The sequence below is a fragment of the Caballeronia sp. genome (assembly GCF_028292365.1).
GTDB lineage: Bacteria > Pseudomonadota > Gammaproteobacteria > Burkholderiales > Burkholderiaceae > Caballeronia.
In genome coordinates, this window is sequence record NZ_JAQGMM010000570.1 from 1 (window position 1) to 16,139 (window position 16,139).

Here is a 16,139-nt window from a genome sequence, read left to right on the forward strand (position 1 = left end):
GAGGGCTGCAGCCCATCGATATCGTCGAACCAGCCAAGCAAACGGTCGTGCAACACTTCAAGCTGCCGCGACAAGCTATGGCACACATGAATTTCGATGCCGGGTTCGAGCGCTTCGTCAGGCTCTGCAACCTCGCTCAGATTGAGAATCGCGTTCTGCACGTGGGCAAGCCATGTGGGCGCGGGATTCTCCTCGAAATGGCTGGCTTCCCGCGACGCCGCGCTCTCCGTCAGCTCGCGCAGCATATGCAGCTGCGCCTGCGTCTGGCGGCCCCATTCGGCGAGCAGCGGATGGCCCACCTCCTGAAAGTCGCGTTTCCCGGCTAGCTCAAGCTGCTCCACCCGCGCCTCGCTCACGATGTCGAACCAGAACTCGCGGCAAGGATCGATGGCATAGATGCGCACGTCGATCCATCGCGACAACTCGCGCAGCAACGCAATATGCAACGGCGGCATGGTCGGCAACGCAAACACGCTCACGCGCTCCGGCCACTCGGCCTTCATCACGGCGTCGAGATCGAGTTTCGGCGACTCGGTCAGGAACCGGTAGGCGGGTGGCGTGGGATCGTGAGCGTCGGTGTCCTGTGCGAGGTCGACGAGCAGCGCGCGCCATAGCGAGGCCTGCCAGCGTTCGTCCTCGCGCTGGATTTCTGTGGCGTTCGGCAGGCGCGGACCGTTTGCGTCGATTGTCCCGCCAGCCGACGCCAGGATCGACCCGCCGGCCTGCCATTGCAGCAGCCATTCCGGCCGGTACGTCAGATAGTGATCGAACACCGTTGCGATACGGCGCGCGAGTTCGTAACGCATGGAGTCGTCGGCGGCGTCGAGATAGGCACGCAGCCGCGACGAACTCTCAGGTGCCGCCTCCGTCATTGCGCCGAGCAAGCGGAAACAGCGCCACACCAGCCGGTCGGGCGCAAAAGGAGAATGCTCGGGTACGGGCAAAACGCCCCCTATCCTGGCCCACAACCACTGCGCGAGATAACACAGGTCCACGTTTGCGCAGATGCCAAAGCGCGCGGCCATGTCCAGCTCGAGCCGGCGGCGCACCGCCGCGCTGGGCACGATGATCGTCTGGCGCGCGAACGGATCGCCGCCATTCAGCGCGAACGCTGCGACGTCGTCGAGCAGCGCCTGCGACAGCGTTTCATGACGATTCGAATAGAAAAGTTCGAGCATGGATCCTGCTAGTTGGGCGTGGAAGGCAACGGCTCGTTCGGCCAAGGTAACGGACGTGTCGCGTAGTGAAACGACAGGATAGCAAAGGCCGTTCTTAACCGGCATTCGTCCGAACGGCCTAGGCTTGGATGCCGTCGAGTTGGGTTAGACTCGAAGCCACATTAAGTCAGGTCCGGGTGCGCCACTACGGCATGCCGAGACCATGGCGGGACTTGAGACACCCGAGACACCCCGAAGACACTCGGGCAGCAAATTAGGAAGTCGATGCGTTACTCGCTAGAAATCAGAAAATTCATTTATAGCCAGTACTTCTTCGGTGGCTTGCGGATCGCGCTCGGCGTGTCGCTGCCTGCCATCCTGATGTTGACCGTGTTTCACAACCGTGAACTCGGCTTCACCATTGCGACCGGTGCACTGGGCGCGAGCGTTGTCGACATGCCAGGGCCGTTGAAGTACAAGCATAACGAGATGCTGGCGTGTACGGTCATCGGCTTCTTGTCGGCGCTTGCTACCGGCATCGCGAGCGCGAATGCGGTGACGCTGTGGCTGACCGTCGTGCCGCTCACCTTCGTGCTGTCGCTTGTCGTGGTGTACGGCAACCGCTGGCCGCAGATCAGCTTCGCCACGCTGTTCATGATGATCGTGACGCTGGAGGAGCACTTCACGCCCATGCAGGCGCTTATCAACGCTTCATGGATCTTGCTGGGCGGCCTTTGGTACACCTACTGGGCGACCTTTGTCAGCCGTTTGCTCGTCTATCGCATCGAGCGCCAGGCGCTGGCTGAGAGCGTGTTCAGATGCGCCGAATATCTGCTCGCGCGCTCAGCTTTTTACGATCTGGACGCCAATCTCGACGAGTGTTACCGAAAGCTGATCGAAAATCAGATCGCGGCAGTCGAGCGCCAGGATGCGGCGCGCGACATCGTGCTGCGCAACCTGCCGAAACTGAGAAGCGGCAAGCTCGATGCCCGCCGCGTCATGCTCTTCAACCTCTTCATCAATGTGGTCGACCTGCACGAGATGTTCGTGGGGGCACACACCGATTACCCGCTCGTGCGCAACACCTTCGGCGGGCAGGACATCCTGATCTTTTATCGCGACCTGATGAGAAAGACCGCGCTCGATCTCGAGGACATTGGCCTGGCCGTGCTGCAAAACCGGCCGGCGCGGGCACGGATCAACGTGAAGGCCGAGTTGCGCGCGATCGAATACGAACTCGATCAGATGCGCCGGCACGACGTTCCGCAGAAAAACCCGGAAGCGTACTCGGCAGTGTCCGCTGCTTTCCGGAGGCTTTGGAGCGCGACACGGCTGATCGACAAAATGCGTCGCCAGACGCGGCATGATCCGAGCATTACGGAAACGGTGATTCGCGTCGATCCAACCTTGTCGCGTTTTGTGTCAAGCCGGCGCGTCCCGTTCATGCAGATTTTTTCGAACCTGACCATGGCCTCGCCGAGCTTCAGGCACGCGCTGCGCGTAACCATTGCGGTGGGCATCGGGTTCTGGCTCGGGCGGCTGCTGCCGCTCACCAACGCTTACTGGATCGTGATGACAACCGTCATCATTCTCAAGCCCGGATATTCGCTCACCAAACAGCGTAACGTGCAGCGGATCATCGGCACCGCTATCGGCTGCACGGCGTGCGTCGGGCTGATCCTGGTGGTAAAGGACCCGCACGTGTTGCTGGTCGCCATGTTCGCCTGCATGGTCATGAGCTACAGCTTGCTGCTGTTCAATTACACGGCGAGCGTGGTGTTCACATCGGCTTATGTCTTGCTGATGCTGCACCTGCTTGCGCCGGGTGGCATGCGTCTGATCGGCGAACGCGCCATTGATACCGCCGTCGGATGCGCCATCGCCATTGCCGCCAGCCACCTGTTTCCGTACTGGGAATACCGGCTGATGGGCAAACAGGTGCGCGACATGATCGGCGCAATGCGAAATTATCTTGAGGCTAGCTGGTGGTGGACCGGCACGCCGTCCGCTCAGTCTGAAGTGAAGGGCCAGGCGGACGCCAATCTTTTTGCCGATGCCAACGCCGGAACAGCGCAAGCGGCAACGGCCGCGCTTGCGCGGGTGGAAGCCGGCGAAACGGAGCTCGCGACAGCGGGGAATATTTCCCTCAGCTTGGCAAGTGAAGACGGCGACGGTCCTTCACCCGTTGTCAGCAACCAGGCAACCGCTTCGGCGGAGACGGCGGTACTGAACAAAAGCAACGCAACAGGGATCGCGAACGACGGGAGATCCACCAACTTCGATAGGCAAGCGGTCGCCGCGTCGGCCACGGATACATTCGGCGAAGCTCCGCCGCCGACGCCCGCGAAGCCAGTGGACGGTCCGGACCAGACGCTCGCGGGCGTAACAACGAAGACCTCGGATCAACCGGCCGTCGCCGAAACAAGCAGCAATACGAGCAGCAATCGTCCGGCCACGGCATCGAAGAAAAAACCCGCAACCGGCGAAAGCGCGGCCGCGACCGCCATTTCAGGCGCTTCCGCCGCGGCAGCCATTGCAGCGGAAGCGCTCGACAGCGACTTCCGCTACCGCCTCGCGCGCAAGAACGTGCATATAGCGTTTGCGAATCTCGGCCAGGCGTTCCAGCGCATGATGCTCGAACCGAAAGCGCAGCAAAAGTTCGTGCCGGAGCTCAACGACCTGCTGATCCGCAGCCACGTGCTCGCGTCGCAGATCACCGCGGCGGGGCCGTTGCTGCAATCGGTCGGGAAATCTGCCGCGGGGCACGCGGCGCAACCCGTGCAGCGCGCGCTGACCGTTATCCGCGACAATCTAACGCAGGCCCAGGACGGCGTGCCCGCTCCGGAAGATCAAGCCGAGCAGTCGAAGCTGCTCACGCGCGAACTGGATTCAATGGTCGTTGGCGCTGAGCGCGCCGAAGATATTCCGGTCGATGTTGTTCAGGATCTGAAGCTGCTTGCGCATCAGTGCAAGCAAATGCTGACGGCGTCGCTCTTGATTCGAAAGGACGCGAGCCTCATCAACCTGCCGGAGTGACGGCGTGGCGGCCGTTGCTTCACACCTCGCGACGCGCAATGCAACGCATCAGCGGCGAGCTCGAGAAGCGTTACTGGGAAGCACCCGCCGCAGGCGCAGCCGGTACAACAGCGCTCGCTGCTTCCGGCGGATTTTCTCGTTCGTACTCGCGCCTGTCGCGGATCGCATTGAAGAACAATGTGCCAATCACAAGCAGCACCACGACCACGATAAGAATGCTGATCGCGAAGGTGGGGTTCTTCCGCGTCGGGGCCTTTTTGCGGCGGTCATCGGTCATGAAATTGAAGCTCTGAGTGGGATTGGACGAAGCGCACGATCTTACCCGACATGGATTTCAGAAGGGTTGCGGCAGCCTTCACTTCCTACCCGCAGAACGCGTTCCACCTCGACCGCAAATATCAATTCCCCGTGACCCCGAGCGGCGACCGTACCGGCAGCGCGGTGGAATATTTAATCTGTTCCATCGCGAAACTCGAACTGACGTCGTAAAGCGGGACAGCGCGAATCAGCGATTTGTAGACACGATCGTAATCGTCGATATCCGACACCACCACGCGCATCAGATAGTCCGTTTCCCCGCTCATCCGATACACCTCGACGACTTCGGGAATATCGCGCACCGCGCGCGTGAAATCCTCCGCCCAGGTCTGCGTGTGCTGATTGGTCTTCACCGCGACAAATACCGTTGTCCCGACCCCCAGCTTGCGCGGGTCGCACAGCGCGACCTGAGCGCGGATCACGCCGGTTTCCTTCAACCGTTGCACGCGTTTCCAGCATGGAGTCTGCGAGAGATTGACGCGCGTCGCCAGCTCGGCAATCGGCATTGTCACGTCTTCCTGCAACAGCTCCAGCAACTTGCGATCGATAAGGTCCATGCCCACAGCCCGCCTCTTATAGGAAATTATTCTACTTTTCCACGTCTTGGAGAAATTATATGGAAACTTTTTCCACCTGCAAACCGGTATAAAAGAAGCTCAGCTTTCCGCTCCTTTCTGCCTCTTTCTGCCTGATCTCACCTGCCTGACGAGCCTCGCCATGACCTCTGCCCTTATTACAAAATCGCCGCTCGCGCGGCTCTCCCATGCCCTCGATCAAGCCTGTTGTCTCGATCCGTCGTCGGCCGAATTCGCGCTTGGCGTACGGTCGGCTCTCAATGAAGTGTCCGGGCAAGCCGATCTCTTGACCGATGCCCAGCGCGAAGGCGGGCTGGACTGTTATCGGCGCCATTTGCTGGTTGCCGATCCGCTCGGTCGCTACGCCGTCGCCGCGCTCGTCTGGCAACCCGGTCAGGCGAGCCCGGTTCATGGCCATCACACCTGGTGCGCTTATACGGTGATCGAAGGAACGCTGTCCGAAACGCTCTTCGCATGGGATGCCAACACGAATCGGGCGGTCCAGACGCGCCGCCACGACCGCGCGCACGGCGCGGTATCGTTTGTCGGCGCGGGGCGGGGCGCAATTCACCAGTTGGGCAACGCAACAGCGACGGGCCGCACCGCGCTCTCGCTCCATGTGTATGGCGTGCCCGGCGCGCACATTTCGACGCACGTCAATGATCTCGTCGCGGTTGCCGCTTAAGATGCATCGGCATCGGCTCACACCGGGACGGAAACCGCCGCAAAAAACCGTCCTACCCTCGGCTACGCTTTCCCCGGCTCGGATGCCGTAGGAATCTGCGGCGGCACTTGCGCGGATTGATCCGTGGGCGGCGGTGCGGGCTGTGACTTGTGTGAAACATCGCGGGCCATGGCTGCCGCGCTGCGCTCCACCAGCGACAACGGAGCCGTTTCTGCCAACTCTTCCAGATCGTTCAAATCCGTGTCCATGCCACCGGATTCGCGCGACATCCGAAGTTGCATCTGCGGCACCGGAACGTCCATGCCGATTTCGTCCATCTTGCGCTTGACCCTGACGTTAAACGCCCGTGCGACACTCCACTGCTTCAGCGGCAGGGTCTTGATCTGTCCTTTCACGACCATCCAGTTGGGGTCGAAACGATCCAGCCCCCACACTTCGATAGGCCCAAGCATTTCGCGCCGGTATCGAAAATCGGCCATCAACTCCGCACCGACTTCACGAATCATCTGCGTGATCTGGTCGACATCGGCGGAAAACGGCACCCGTACTTCGAACACCGCATAAGCAAAATCGCGTGACAGGTTCTTCACGACCTTGATCTGCGAAAACGGAATGGCGTGAATCGCGCCCTGCCCATCGCGCAGTCTCACGGTACGGATGGTCAGCGTTTCCACCACGCCCGCGTGACCGCCATCGACTTCAATCGAATCACCGACAGAAATGGTGTCCTCGATGATGATGAAAAGTCCTGTTATCAGATCGGCCACCAGCGACTGCGCTCCAAAACCCACCGCCAGCCCGATCACACCGGCGCCAGCAAGCAACGGTGTCACGTTCAGCCCAAGATTAGCCGCGGTAATGATCGCGGCAACGCTCAGCAGTCCCACGAACACGACGTTGCGGATCAGCGGCAGCATGGTGCGCGCGCGCATGCTCGGACCGCGCCCTTTGCCGCGCGGCGTATTCGGATTGAGCGCCTCTTGAATCCCGGTATCGATCAGGATCCACACCAGCCAGGCGATAAGAATAGTCAGCAGGATTGCGCTCACCGCATGCGTGATGCCGCGTGCAGCCACGCTTTCCTCGGCCAGTTTGGTGAGCGAAAAACCCCAGAAACGCGAAGCGAGTTCGAGAAAAGCCAGCCAGATCGCCAGCACGACCATGCGGCCAAAGAATTTGAAAAGCCGCCGCACATACGCCGATTGCCGGCGCGTCTTGCGTTGCGGCAGTCGCGTGACCCGCAGCACAACAGCGCTGAGAAACAGTCCGACCACCAGCAGGCCAGCCGTTGCGATCGCCATTTGCAGGACGTTCTCGGAAGTGCCGATACCCGCAAGCGTCGCGATCACCGAAGCGGATGCAAGCAGCAGCATTGGCACCTGCCAGAGCGAGCCGACCACCTCGAACGTTTCGGTCGCAGCCTTGTGCTGGCTGCGCTGCTCATACGAACGGCTGCGGATCAGATGGGACACCGGCCGCCTGAACGCTAGCGTGAAATAGCCGGTCAGGATCGCCGCGCCCATGTTCGCGACCGTTGAGAGGAGCCCCGCCAAATTCGTGCCGAGTTGTTGCGCCACGTCGTAGTTCGACGCGGCGTCGCCGAGTGCACCGAGCGTGCCGATGAGAAATATCAGGCGACGCGCATGCAGAATCAGCAGATGCACCGCCACCCGGCGATGCGCCGAGCCGAACAGCGAGAACATGATCAGGCAGATCGATGAAAACACGGCGCCCGCGACAATCGCGTACGCGGTCACCATCGCGAGCGTGCGGCCGAGCGACACGGGCATCAGTCGCACAAAAGTCAGCGCCGCGACAAACGCGAACAGGTACGGCCCGACCCGCCGCAGCGCGAAGATCAGAAGCTCGCTGGTGGTCGGGTTGGCTCGCAGGCCGAAATGAACGTTGTAACGCTTATGCAAGTACCGCTGTAGATAGACCAGCAGAAAAGCGCAAACACCCCAGCCAGCCAACATCAGGCAATAGTTGAACAGCGTGTGGCCAAAACTCTCGCGGCTCTGGCCCGAGACGATGGTGAAAAGCTCATTGCCCGCAGCGTTGAAGCGACCGCCCCAATAGTTAAACGGCGTACGGCCACGGCTGAAGTCGGCCTCCACGCTCGACAGGCCCGACGCGATCGCCCCGAGTAGCCCCGTTTTAGGCGTGATAGCGGCGACGACCGAGGACGCGGCCGACGTCGCCGTCGTTGAGCTCGCCGACGAGGCCGCAGCCACCTCCGGCAGCACTGCCGCGCCGGAGCCGTCGGGCGCAGCGGATGAGCCAGCCGGTTGCGTGGCGGCTTCGGCGTCGTGCTTGGCGTCGCGAAGTTTTTTCAACTGTGCGACCAGCGCCGTGCGTTCACGGTCGTTGTCCAGAGTTGAGATGACCGTGTCGAGCGAGCGTGTCAAATTCGCGTCGCTGGCCGGGCCCGCCGTGGCATCTGCCGTGCCGGAAGCCGCCGCGGACGCCGAGCCGGGGTCGGATGCCACCGGTTTGTTGATGAGTTCCTGAAACGACGGCAACGTGAGCGCAGGAGGCGCGGCGTTAGCGTTCAGGGCGAAAACAGTGAGCGCCGAGCTGACCAACGCGGCGAATACCAGCGCGCCAGCGAGCGCCCGGATGCGGCTTGGTTTCATGGCGGTGCGCAATAGACAAAAAAGGTAAAAGACCGCCAGTTTAGCCGCTGCGCCGAAATAATCTTTAGACAAAACCGTCACGCCGGTAACGAGATGTTAGCCCGCAAACGCCGTGTTTACCGCGCTGAGAGGCGCAGCAGGTTCCGGGACTCCAGCGAGTCGCCACCTATTTGTCCATATCCGTACGGGCGTTTCCAGGGTCCGCTGTCGTAGCGGATGAACCGCTCGACGAGCTGCCCGAGCTTGTTCCCGATGCGCCGCTTTGACCGGCAGAGCTTGCCGACCAGTCCTGCAATTTGTGCCCGGCTGACTGCAGACCCGCGCCGGTATCACTTGCAGCATTGACGATAGCCGCGTTTGTTGCGCTTGCCGCGCCTTCCAGATTGGCGCGGGCAGCAGCAGCCACACCGCTCGCCGACATATCAGGCAAAGTGCCGGCCCCCTGCAGGTTCTGCTGCGCGGACTGCTTGACCGAGTCAACCTGCTGGTTGACATAGTTCGTCGCCTGATCGAATTTCTGGCCAGCCTGGCTGGCTACATTGTTCAGCGCACCAGCGGCCTGCCCTGCCGCGGCGTCATGCTTCTCACACGCGGCAAGAAGTCCGAGCGCAACCGCGGCGCCGGCCAGCCGATTCATCCATTTCTTTTGCATCGTCATTGTCCTGTTGGGCGACCAAATTGCAGCCTCCCGGTTGTTACATTCACCGCTTCAACGGCTGCTTCAACGGCTATCTCGAACGCCATGATAACCGTGCACGCCAACCGTCTTCCTCCAACCCACGCGATGCTGGCCGTTCGGCCTGGTTTCGGGCGTATTCCGGACAAATCGCAATAACACTATCCGCAGCGTCTCCGAACAAGTGAAATTCAACCCGCTTTAAGACGCTTCTGATTCATTTCATCGACGCCGCTTCTTATAGTGCGGCCATCCCTGAATTCAATATTGAAGTGTTGTCATGATCCTGATGAACCTGCTAGTTGCCCTTGTTGCCGGCCTGATCCTTTTCGAGCCATTCACGCGCACGCCCATGTCGCGTTCCGTGCGTTTTTCCGACCATCGCAACCGGGCGATGCGTGCCTTTGTGCAGGCAGGCGTGGCTCTGGTCGCCGCCATGATTGTGGCTACCAGCAATCCTGCACCGCAGCAGGTTTCTCCTGTGCTCGTGTTCGGCAGCGCGGCAGTCTTGGCTATGGCAGGTATCTACTGGGCGCTGCGCGGCCGGCACTTGCTGAAACCCGGCAAGATGTTTGCCGCGCACCGCTAGCAGTATTGATGGGCCGGAGCCCTTCACCGGGATAACGGCCCTGCGCCAGCCTGCGCATACCAGCGCTTCTCACGATGCCCTTTCGTTACGGAAGGGCATCTGCATATTGGCGAAAGCATCATAATCTTTTAGTTCACCCGAAAATACTAAACATACGCGGGGAACGAATTGGGAAACCTGAGATAAGGTAACGTAAGGCCTTGAGTCACCCGCGCACCATTTCCAGCGTTCATCATTGCCTGCACCGCGGCACGGTCGGCGCCGGGCAACAACGTTTGCGCCCACGTACGCTGAGACGCTATTGAGACGGCGTTGTCCGAAACAGGCTCGCGAGCGCTTTAGGCAAAAAAAAGGCGCTACGTTGCCGTAGCGCCTTAAAAGTTCTAGCCATTCCGAGGGCCGTGCTAGAACCTGAGAGCTGGTTATCGATCGCAATTCGATGCGCGTAACTAGCGCTTCCAGAGTGCTTTCGAAATCGGGTTCCATTTTTTACGTTATGCGAAACCTAGTCAAGCGAAATTTCGAGGATTGAGCGACTATCTGGCGACAAGGCACGTGGGTTTGATGACAAAAACGGGTCCGGCAGATGCACGTTTTCGTTGCTGGATAATACGATTCCGGTGAGCGGTGGCGCGCGTGCTCAGTCAGCTTCGACGAATGGCGTCCCGGCCTTTCCAACGAAACCGAGTTCCGAAAAATAATGCAAACAACTGAGAGCCGGCCTATGAGCCGGGAAAAGGAAAAAGGGCGTGATGGAGAAGAAGTCGTCGCGTTATCGCGAGGCCTCGACGTACTCCGTCGTATCGCTGCCGCCGACGCACCCGTTAGCAATCGCGAGTTAGCCGAATGGACGGGCATTCCAAAACCGACCGTCTCGCGGTTGACAGCGACTTTGGTCAGCGCCAATTTGCTGTTTCAATTACCCGACAGTGAGCGTTTCGTATTGACGGCTTCAGTCCTGGAGTTGAGCAACGGTTTCCTGCGCAACTTCGACATCCGCGCGCGGGCGCGGCCGTTTCTAATCGAACTGGCGGACCGGACCACACTAAGCGTCCATCTGGCCGTACGCGACAGGCTGGACATGGTCGTCATCGATACCATCCGGCCGCGCTCGGCTGTACTCGTATCACGGCTCGAAGTCGGCTCACGGATGGACCTGGGGCGCACGGCGGTCGGCCGCGCCTATCTGGCGGCGCTCGGCGAGCCCGACAGGGCCGGCCTGCTCGACAGCCTGCGGATCGCTTCGGGCGATGACTGGCCAAGCATCGACAGCGGCTTGAAGTCTGGCCTGGAAGACGCGATGCGCCGCGGCTTTGCCATTTCGACCGGCGAGTGGCACCACGGGCTCAATGCCGTAGCGGCGGGCTTTGTAGGCCCGTCGGGGCAACGCTACGCAGTGAATTGCGGCGGCGCTGAATATCAGGCGCCACGGGACGTATTGTTGAATGAGGTCGCACCCGCGTTGCTGGAATGCGTCGCGAAGATCACGCACGAGATCGGCGGAACACCCTCCGCGCGCCTGAGCGAATAACACGCTGAATAAGGTGCCTGAATAAGGTACCCATTAACGTGCCTATTAGCGCGCGCCATGCCTGATCGACGGTAAAACACCGGATGTGGCCCTGTGTGCCCGCATCGGCACACAGGGGCGTTTCGCCGTGTGTCGTTGGCGCTTCCTCGTGCGTGCTCCCCCGCGGGTGACGCCTCCTGTACTACGTCTGTAGCGGCGCAAAGCTCATCGAGCACGCCTTTCGACGGCTTCGCCTGACCCACGAACACACAAAACGATACGATGTCGGTCGGCATTCGCTTCCCTCCGGGGCGTTGGTTTCGAATTGCCTTCTGTCCCGTCGGGAATCGTAACGTTCGTAATCAATCGAAAGAAAGATAGCTGGACTGCAACGAAGCACGGGACGTAGCATCATGCTTCGCGCGCCCGGGTTAGCTTTCGATTCTTTCACTCAAGTGAACATCAAGTGAACATTTCGGAGCACATAGGGCGCCAATGGCGTGCTCGCCGCGTGACTGACCACTGCGTCGCGTAAAGTGCGTGTCGATGGTGCGTGACGAAGATCGACGGCGTTTCCAGCACGCTTCAGAGCCATCCGCGCGAACGCCGGCAAGCCATTCCGCCTGCACCTCAAGACAGTTTCCGAGCCCACCGACTCACCGAGCCACTGAAACGATGGACGAACAAAAAAAACACCCAGCACCACCGCCTTACTCTGAAACCCGTTCGCCTACCTCCCAAGCCTCGACTCCCATTCCGTCCGCGATCCGGCCTCGTCGGCGCCGGCTTGTATGGATCGTCGTCGCCATCCTGATCGTGGCGGGCCTGTTCGTGTGGCATCCGTGGAACCGTGGTGGCGCTGATAATGCGCAGCAAGCGCGGCAGGGAGGTGGCAGCCGGCGCGGTGGCGGCGGTCCGGGTATGGCGGCTCCGCCGCAACCCGTGCATGTCGCAACGGTCAGCCAAGGCGAAATGCCGGTGGTGATCAACTCGCTCGGGACGGTGACGCCGCTGGCGTCGGTGACGGTCAAGACGCAGCTCAACGGCACGCTGCAGAACGTCGCGTTCCAGGAAGGCCAGATGGTCAAGAAGGGCGACGTGCTGGCTCAGATCGACCCTCGCCCCTACGAGATCTCGTTGCGCAACGCACAAGGCACGCTCGCGAAAGATCAGGCGCTGCTGCAGACCGCCCGCCTCGACCTGAAGCGCTACCAGATGCTGCTCTCGCAAGACTCGATCGCGAGCCAGCAAGTGGACACACAGGCGTCGCTCGTGCAGCAGTACGAGGGGACGGTCAAGTCGGACCAGGCGAATGTGGATACGTACAAACTTGACCTGACCTACGCGCGTATCACGGCGCCGGTGTCGGGCCGTGTCGGCCTGCGGCAGGTCGATCCGGGCAACTACGTGACGACCGGAGATACGAATGGTGTGGTGGTCATTACGCAACTGCAGCCCATCAGCGTCATTTTCACGACCTCCGAGGACAACCTCACTGCCATCCTGAAACCGTTGCATGCGGGCACGAAGATGTCGGTGACCGCTTATGACCGGGCGAACACCAAGTCGCTCGAAAGCGGTTATCTGGAAACGATCGACAACCAGATCGACACCACCACGGGCACGGTCAAGCTGCGCGCGACCTTCGATAATCAGGAAAGCATGCTGTTTCCAAACCAGTTCGTGAACACGAAACTACTGGTCGATGTCATCAAGGACGCGACCATCGTGCCCACGCCCGCTGTGCTCAACGGTTCATCGGGAGCGTTTGTCTATGTGGTGAAGCCGGACAATACGGTGACCGTACGCAATGTGAAGATCGGTCCGGTCGATGGTGAACGCACCAGCATCAAGACAGGTCTGCAAGTGGGCGAACGTGTGGTGATCGACGGCTCCGACCGCCTGAAGGAAGGCGCGAAGATCACTATCCCGGCAGACAAGCCCAAAGCCGCTTCGGGAGCCGCGGCGGCGTCGGCTGCTTCCGCTGCTTCCGCTGCTTCCGCTGCTTCCGCTGCTTCGGGCGCGCATCGCGGCCACCATCGCAAACAGTCGCAGTGAAGCGCCCATGATCCATAACCGCACTGCACCCGCATGAATCCATCACGTCCTTTTATTCTGCGTCCGGTAGGCACGGCGCTGCTGATGGCGGCAATCATGCTGGTCGGCCTCGTCGCGCTGCGCTTCTTGCCGCTGTCCGCGTTGCCCGCCGTCGACTATCCGACTATCCAGGTGCAGACGTTCTATCCAGGTGCGTCGCCGGACGTGATGACCACGTCGGTCACCGCGCCGCTTGAAAAGCAGTTCGGGCAGATGGCAAGCCTGAACCAGATGTCGTCACAAAGCTCGGCCGGCGCGTCGGTCATCACGCTGCAATTCAGCCTTGACTTGCCGCTCGACATCGCCGAGCAGGAAGTCCAGGCGGCCATCAACGCAGCGGGCAACCTGCTGCCGTCGGACCTGCCCGCCCCGCCAATCTACGCGAAGGTGAACCCCGCCGACGCGCCTATCATCACGCTCGCGATCAGTTCGAAGACCTTGCCGCTCACGCAAGTCCAGGATCTCGCCGATACCCGTCTAGCGCAGAAGATCTCGCAAGTCGGGGGCGTGGGACTGGTGTCAGTCAGCGGCGGTAATCGGCCGGCTGTCAGGATCCAGGCGAACACCCGTGCGCTGGCGTCGTATGGCCTGAACATCGACGACTTGCGCACCACCATTTCGAACCTGAACGTCAACACGCCGAAGGGCAATTTCGACGGCCCCTCGCGGGCCTACACGATCAACGCGAACGACCAGCTTACCGATGCCAGCGCCTACCAGAGCGCGGTTATCGCTTATAAGAACGGCCGCCCGGTAATGCTGACGGACGTGGCAACGGTCGTTTCGGGTCCGGAAAACACCAAGCTTGGCGCGTGGGTGGACAACACGCCGGCCATCATCCTGAACGTTCAGCGCCAGCCGGGCGCGAACGTGATTGCAGTGGTCGACGGCATCAAGAAGATCCTGCCGCAGTTGCAAGCGGCGCTGCCGGCGGCGCTCGACGTGCGCATCGTCACCGACCGGACCACGACCATTCGCGCCTCGGTGCGCGACGTGCAATTTGAACTGGCGCTTTCCGTGGTGCTGGTCGTGCTGGTGATCTACCTGTTCCTCGCGAACGTCTGGGCCACGCTGATTCCGAGCTTGTCCGTACCGGTCTCGCTGATCGGCACGCTGGCTGTGATGTATCTGTGCGGCTTTTCGCTCGACAACCTCTCGCTGATGGCGTTGACCATTGCGACAGGTTTTGTCGTCGATGACGCCATCGTGATGATCGAGAATATCGCGCGTTACGTGGAAGAAGGCGAACCGGCGCTCGAAGCGGCGCTCAAGGGCTCGAAGCAGATCGGCTTCACCATTATTTCGCTGACCGTCTCGCTGATCGCAGTGCTGATTCCGCTGCTGTTCATGGGCGACGTAGTCGGGCGTCTGTTCCATGAATTCGCGATCACGCTGGCCGTGACCATCGTGATTTCCGCGATCGTCTCGCTCACGCTCGTGCCCATGTTGTGCGCCAAGCTGTTGCGCCATACGCCGCCGAAGGAGAGTCATCGCTTCGAAGCGCGTGCGCATCAGTTCATCGACTATGTGATCGGGCGATATGGCGTGGCACTGACCTGGGTGCTCGACCGGCAACGATCGACCCTGGTGGTCGCGCTGCTTACGCTCGTCCTGACCGCCCTGCTCTATATCTGGATTCCGAAGGGTTTCTTTCCGATTCAGGATACCGGCGTGATCCAGGCGATTACCCAGGCGCCGCAGGCCGCATCTTATCGGGCAGTGGCCGAACAACAGCAAGCGCTCGCTGCGCAAGTCCTGAAGAACCCGGACGTTGAAAGCCTGACCTCGTTCATTGGCGTGGACGGGACCAATATCACGTTGAACAGCGGCCGGATGCTGATCAACCTGAAACCGCGCGACGACCGCAGCAATACGTCGAGCGACGTGATCCGTGCCCTGCAGAAAGACGTGGCGAACATTCCCGGCATCCGGCTCTACATGCAGCCGGTGCAGGATCTGACCATCGATTCCACCGTCAGCCCGACCCAATACCAGTTCATGCTGACCGACCCGAATTCGGCGGAGTTCGCTGAATGGGTGCCTAAACTGACGGCGCGGCTGCAGCAATCGCCGGAACTGGCGGATGTCGCGACCGACCTGCAGCAGAACGGTCAGTCGGTGTATGTGGAAATCGACCGGTCGACGGCTGCGCGCTTCGGCATTACGCCCGCCACCGTCGATAACGCCCTCTACGACGCATTCGGCCAACGCATCATCTCGACCATCTTCACGCAGTCGAATCAGTATCGCGTAATCCTGGAATCACAGCCGACCGAGGCGCACTACAGCGAGACGCTGAACGGCATCTACCTGCCGTCGTCCACGGCAAGCTCGGGACAGGTGCCGCTGTCGGCCATCGCGACCTTCCATGAACGTGCGGCGCCGCTGCTCGTGACGCACCTCGGACAGTTCCCCGCGACCACCGTCTCGTTCAACCTCGCGCCGGGCGCGTCGTTGGGCGCGGCCGTGAAAGCGATCGATCAGGCGCAGAAGGACATCGGCTTGCCTGCCTCGTTCCAGATCCGTTTCCAGGGCGCGGCGCTGGCTTTCCAGGCGTCTCTGTCGAACGAACTGTTCCTGATCCTGGCCGCGATCGTCACCATGTATATCGTGCTCGGCGTGCTGTATGAGAGCTTTATCCATCCGATCACGATTCTGTCCACGCTGCCCTCAGCGGGCGTCGGCGCGCTGCTTTCGCTGATGATCACCGGGCACGATCTCGACATCATCGGGATTATCGGCATCGTGTTGCTGATTGGTATCGTGAAAAAGAACGCCATCATGATGATCGACTTCGCGCTCGAAGCCGAACGCGAGCAAGGCAAGAGTCCACGTGATGCGATCTACCAGGCGTGTTTGC

Annotated in this window: 11 protein-coding genes; 6 read left to right on the forward strand and 5 right to left on the reverse strand. The window is 60.8% G+C overall.

The genetic code is table 11. The annotated features are described in order from the left end of the window. On the reverse strand, positions 1-1,178 hold a 1,178-nt coding region (locus JWR14_RS33635), incomplete at its 3' end, for an exodeoxyribonuclease V subunit gamma (protein WP_299718090.1). Positions 1,179-1,442: 264 nt separating this feature from the next. Between JWR14_RS33635 and JWR14_RS33640 the strand changes: the two genes are divergently transcribed. Continuing rightward, positions 1,443-4,193: an FUSC family membrane protein gene (locus JWR14_RS33640; RefSeq protein ID WP_299718092.1), complete on the forward strand. Its 2,751-nt coding sequence runs from the start codon at positions 1,443-1,445 to the stop codon at positions 4,191-4,193. 70 nt (positions 4,194-4,263) lie between these two features. On the opposite strand, the gene JWR14_RS33645 is transcribed toward JWR14_RS33640, so the two are convergent. Together JWR14_RS33645 and JWR14_RS33650 are read right to left on the reverse strand one after the other, a co-directional pair. Next, positions 4,264-4,470 (reverse strand): hypothetical protein, encoded by a 207-nt coding sequence (locus JWR14_RS33645; protein WP_299718094.1) that lies wholly within the window; start codon positions 4,468-4,470, stop codon positions 4,264-4,266. A 121-nt stretch (positions 4,471-4,591) separates the two neighbouring features. Further along, positions 4,592-5,068 (reverse strand): Lrp/AsnC family transcriptional regulator, encoded by a 477-nt coding sequence (locus tag JWR14_RS33650; RefSeq protein ID WP_299718096.1) that lies wholly within the window; start codon positions 5,066-5,068, stop codon positions 4,592-4,594. Between the two features lie 160 nt (positions 5,069-5,228). Here JWR14_RS33650 and JWR14_RS33655 point away from each other — a divergent pair, with 160 nt between their 5' ends. Then, positions 5,229-5,771, forward strand: a complete 543-nt coding sequence (locus tag JWR14_RS33655) for a cysteine dioxygenase family protein (protein WP_299718098.1) — start codon at positions 5,229-5,231, stop codon at positions 5,769-5,771. Positions 5,772-5,833: 62 nt separating this feature from the next. Here the strand turns inward: JWR14_RS33655 and JWR14_RS33660 are convergent, their stop codons facing one another. Together JWR14_RS33660 and JWR14_RS33665 are read right to left on the reverse strand one after the other, a co-directional pair. Further along, complete coding sequence (locus JWR14_RS33660; protein ID WP_299718100.1) at positions 5,834-8,407, reverse strand: mechanosensitive ion channel family protein; 2,574 nt, start codon at positions 8,405-8,407, stop codon at positions 5,834-5,836. Between the two features lie 166 nt (positions 8,408-8,573). Beyond that, a complete protein-coding gene (locus JWR14_RS33665; RefSeq protein ID WP_299718102.1) occupies positions 8,574-9,059 on the reverse strand; it encodes a hypothetical protein in 486 nt (161 codons plus the stop codon). A gap of 304 nt (positions 9,060-9,363) precedes the next feature. Here JWR14_RS33665 and JWR14_RS33670 point away from each other — a divergent pair, with 304 nt between their 5' ends. The 4 genes from JWR14_RS33670 to JWR14_RS33685 form a co-directional block, all read left to right on the forward strand. Continuing rightward, positions 9,364-9,672 carry a hypothetical protein gene (locus JWR14_RS33670; RefSeq protein ID WP_299718104.1) on the forward strand — a complete coding sequence of 103 codons (309 nt, stop codon included), beginning with the start codon at positions 9,364-9,366 and terminating at the stop codon, positions 9,670-9,672. Between the two features lie 700 nt (positions 9,673-10,372). After that, entirely contained in the window at positions 10,373-11,203 is an 831-nt protein-coding gene (locus tag JWR14_RS33675; RefSeq protein WP_299718106.1) for an IclR family transcriptional regulator, read from the forward strand. A 654-nt stretch (positions 11,204-11,857) separates the two neighbouring features. After that, the gene (locus JWR14_RS33680; RefSeq protein ID WP_299718108.1) at positions 11,858-13,240 is read left to right on the forward strand and encodes an MdtA/MuxA family multidrug efflux RND transporter periplasmic adaptor subunit; all 1,383 of its coding nucleotides are present in this window, start codon (positions 11,858-11,860) and stop codon (positions 13,238-13,240) included. A gap of 33 nt (positions 13,241-13,273) precedes the next feature. Next, on the forward strand, positions 13,274-16,139 hold a 2,866-nt coding region (locus JWR14_RS33685), incomplete at its 3' end, for an efflux RND transporter permease subunit (RefSeq protein ID WP_299718110.1).

Bases quoted from the DNA above. Each gene is read 5' to 3' on its own strand.
- JWR14_RS33650 (WP_299718096.1), bottom strand. From the start codon at position 5,068: ATGGACCTTATCGATCGCAAGTTGCTGGAGCTGTTGCAGGAAGACGTG.
- JWR14_RS33660 (WP_299718100.1), bottom strand. From the start codon at position 8,407: ATGAAACCAAGCCGCATCCGGGCGCTCGCTGGCGCGCTGGTATTCGCC.
- JWR14_RS33680 (WP_299718108.1), top strand. From the start codon at position 11,858: ATGGACGAACAAAAAAAACACCCAGCACCACCGCCTTACTCTGAAACC.
- JWR14_RS33670 (WP_299718104.1), top strand. From the start codon at position 9,364: ATGATCCTGATGAACCTGCTAGTTGCCCTTGTTGCCGGCCTGATCCTT.
- JWR14_RS33665 (WP_299718102.1), bottom strand. From the start codon at position 9,059: ATGCAAAAGAAATGGATGAATCGGCTGGCCGGCGCCGCGGTTGCGCTC.
- JWR14_RS33655 (WP_299718098.1), top strand. From the start codon at position 5,229: ATGACCTCTGCCCTTATTACAAAATCGCCGCTCGCGCGGCTCTCCCAT.
- JWR14_RS33675 (WP_299718106.1), top strand. From the start codon at position 10,373: ATGCAAACAACTGAGAGCCGGCCTATGAGCCGGGAAAAGGAAAAAGGG.
- JWR14_RS33640 (WP_299718092.1), top strand. From the start codon at position 1,443: ATGCGTTACTCGCTAGAAATCAGAAAATTCATTTATAGCCAGTACTTC.
- JWR14_RS33645 (WP_299718094.1), bottom strand. From the start codon at position 4,470: ATGACCGATGACCGCCGCAAAAAGGCCCCGACGCGGAAGAACCCCACC.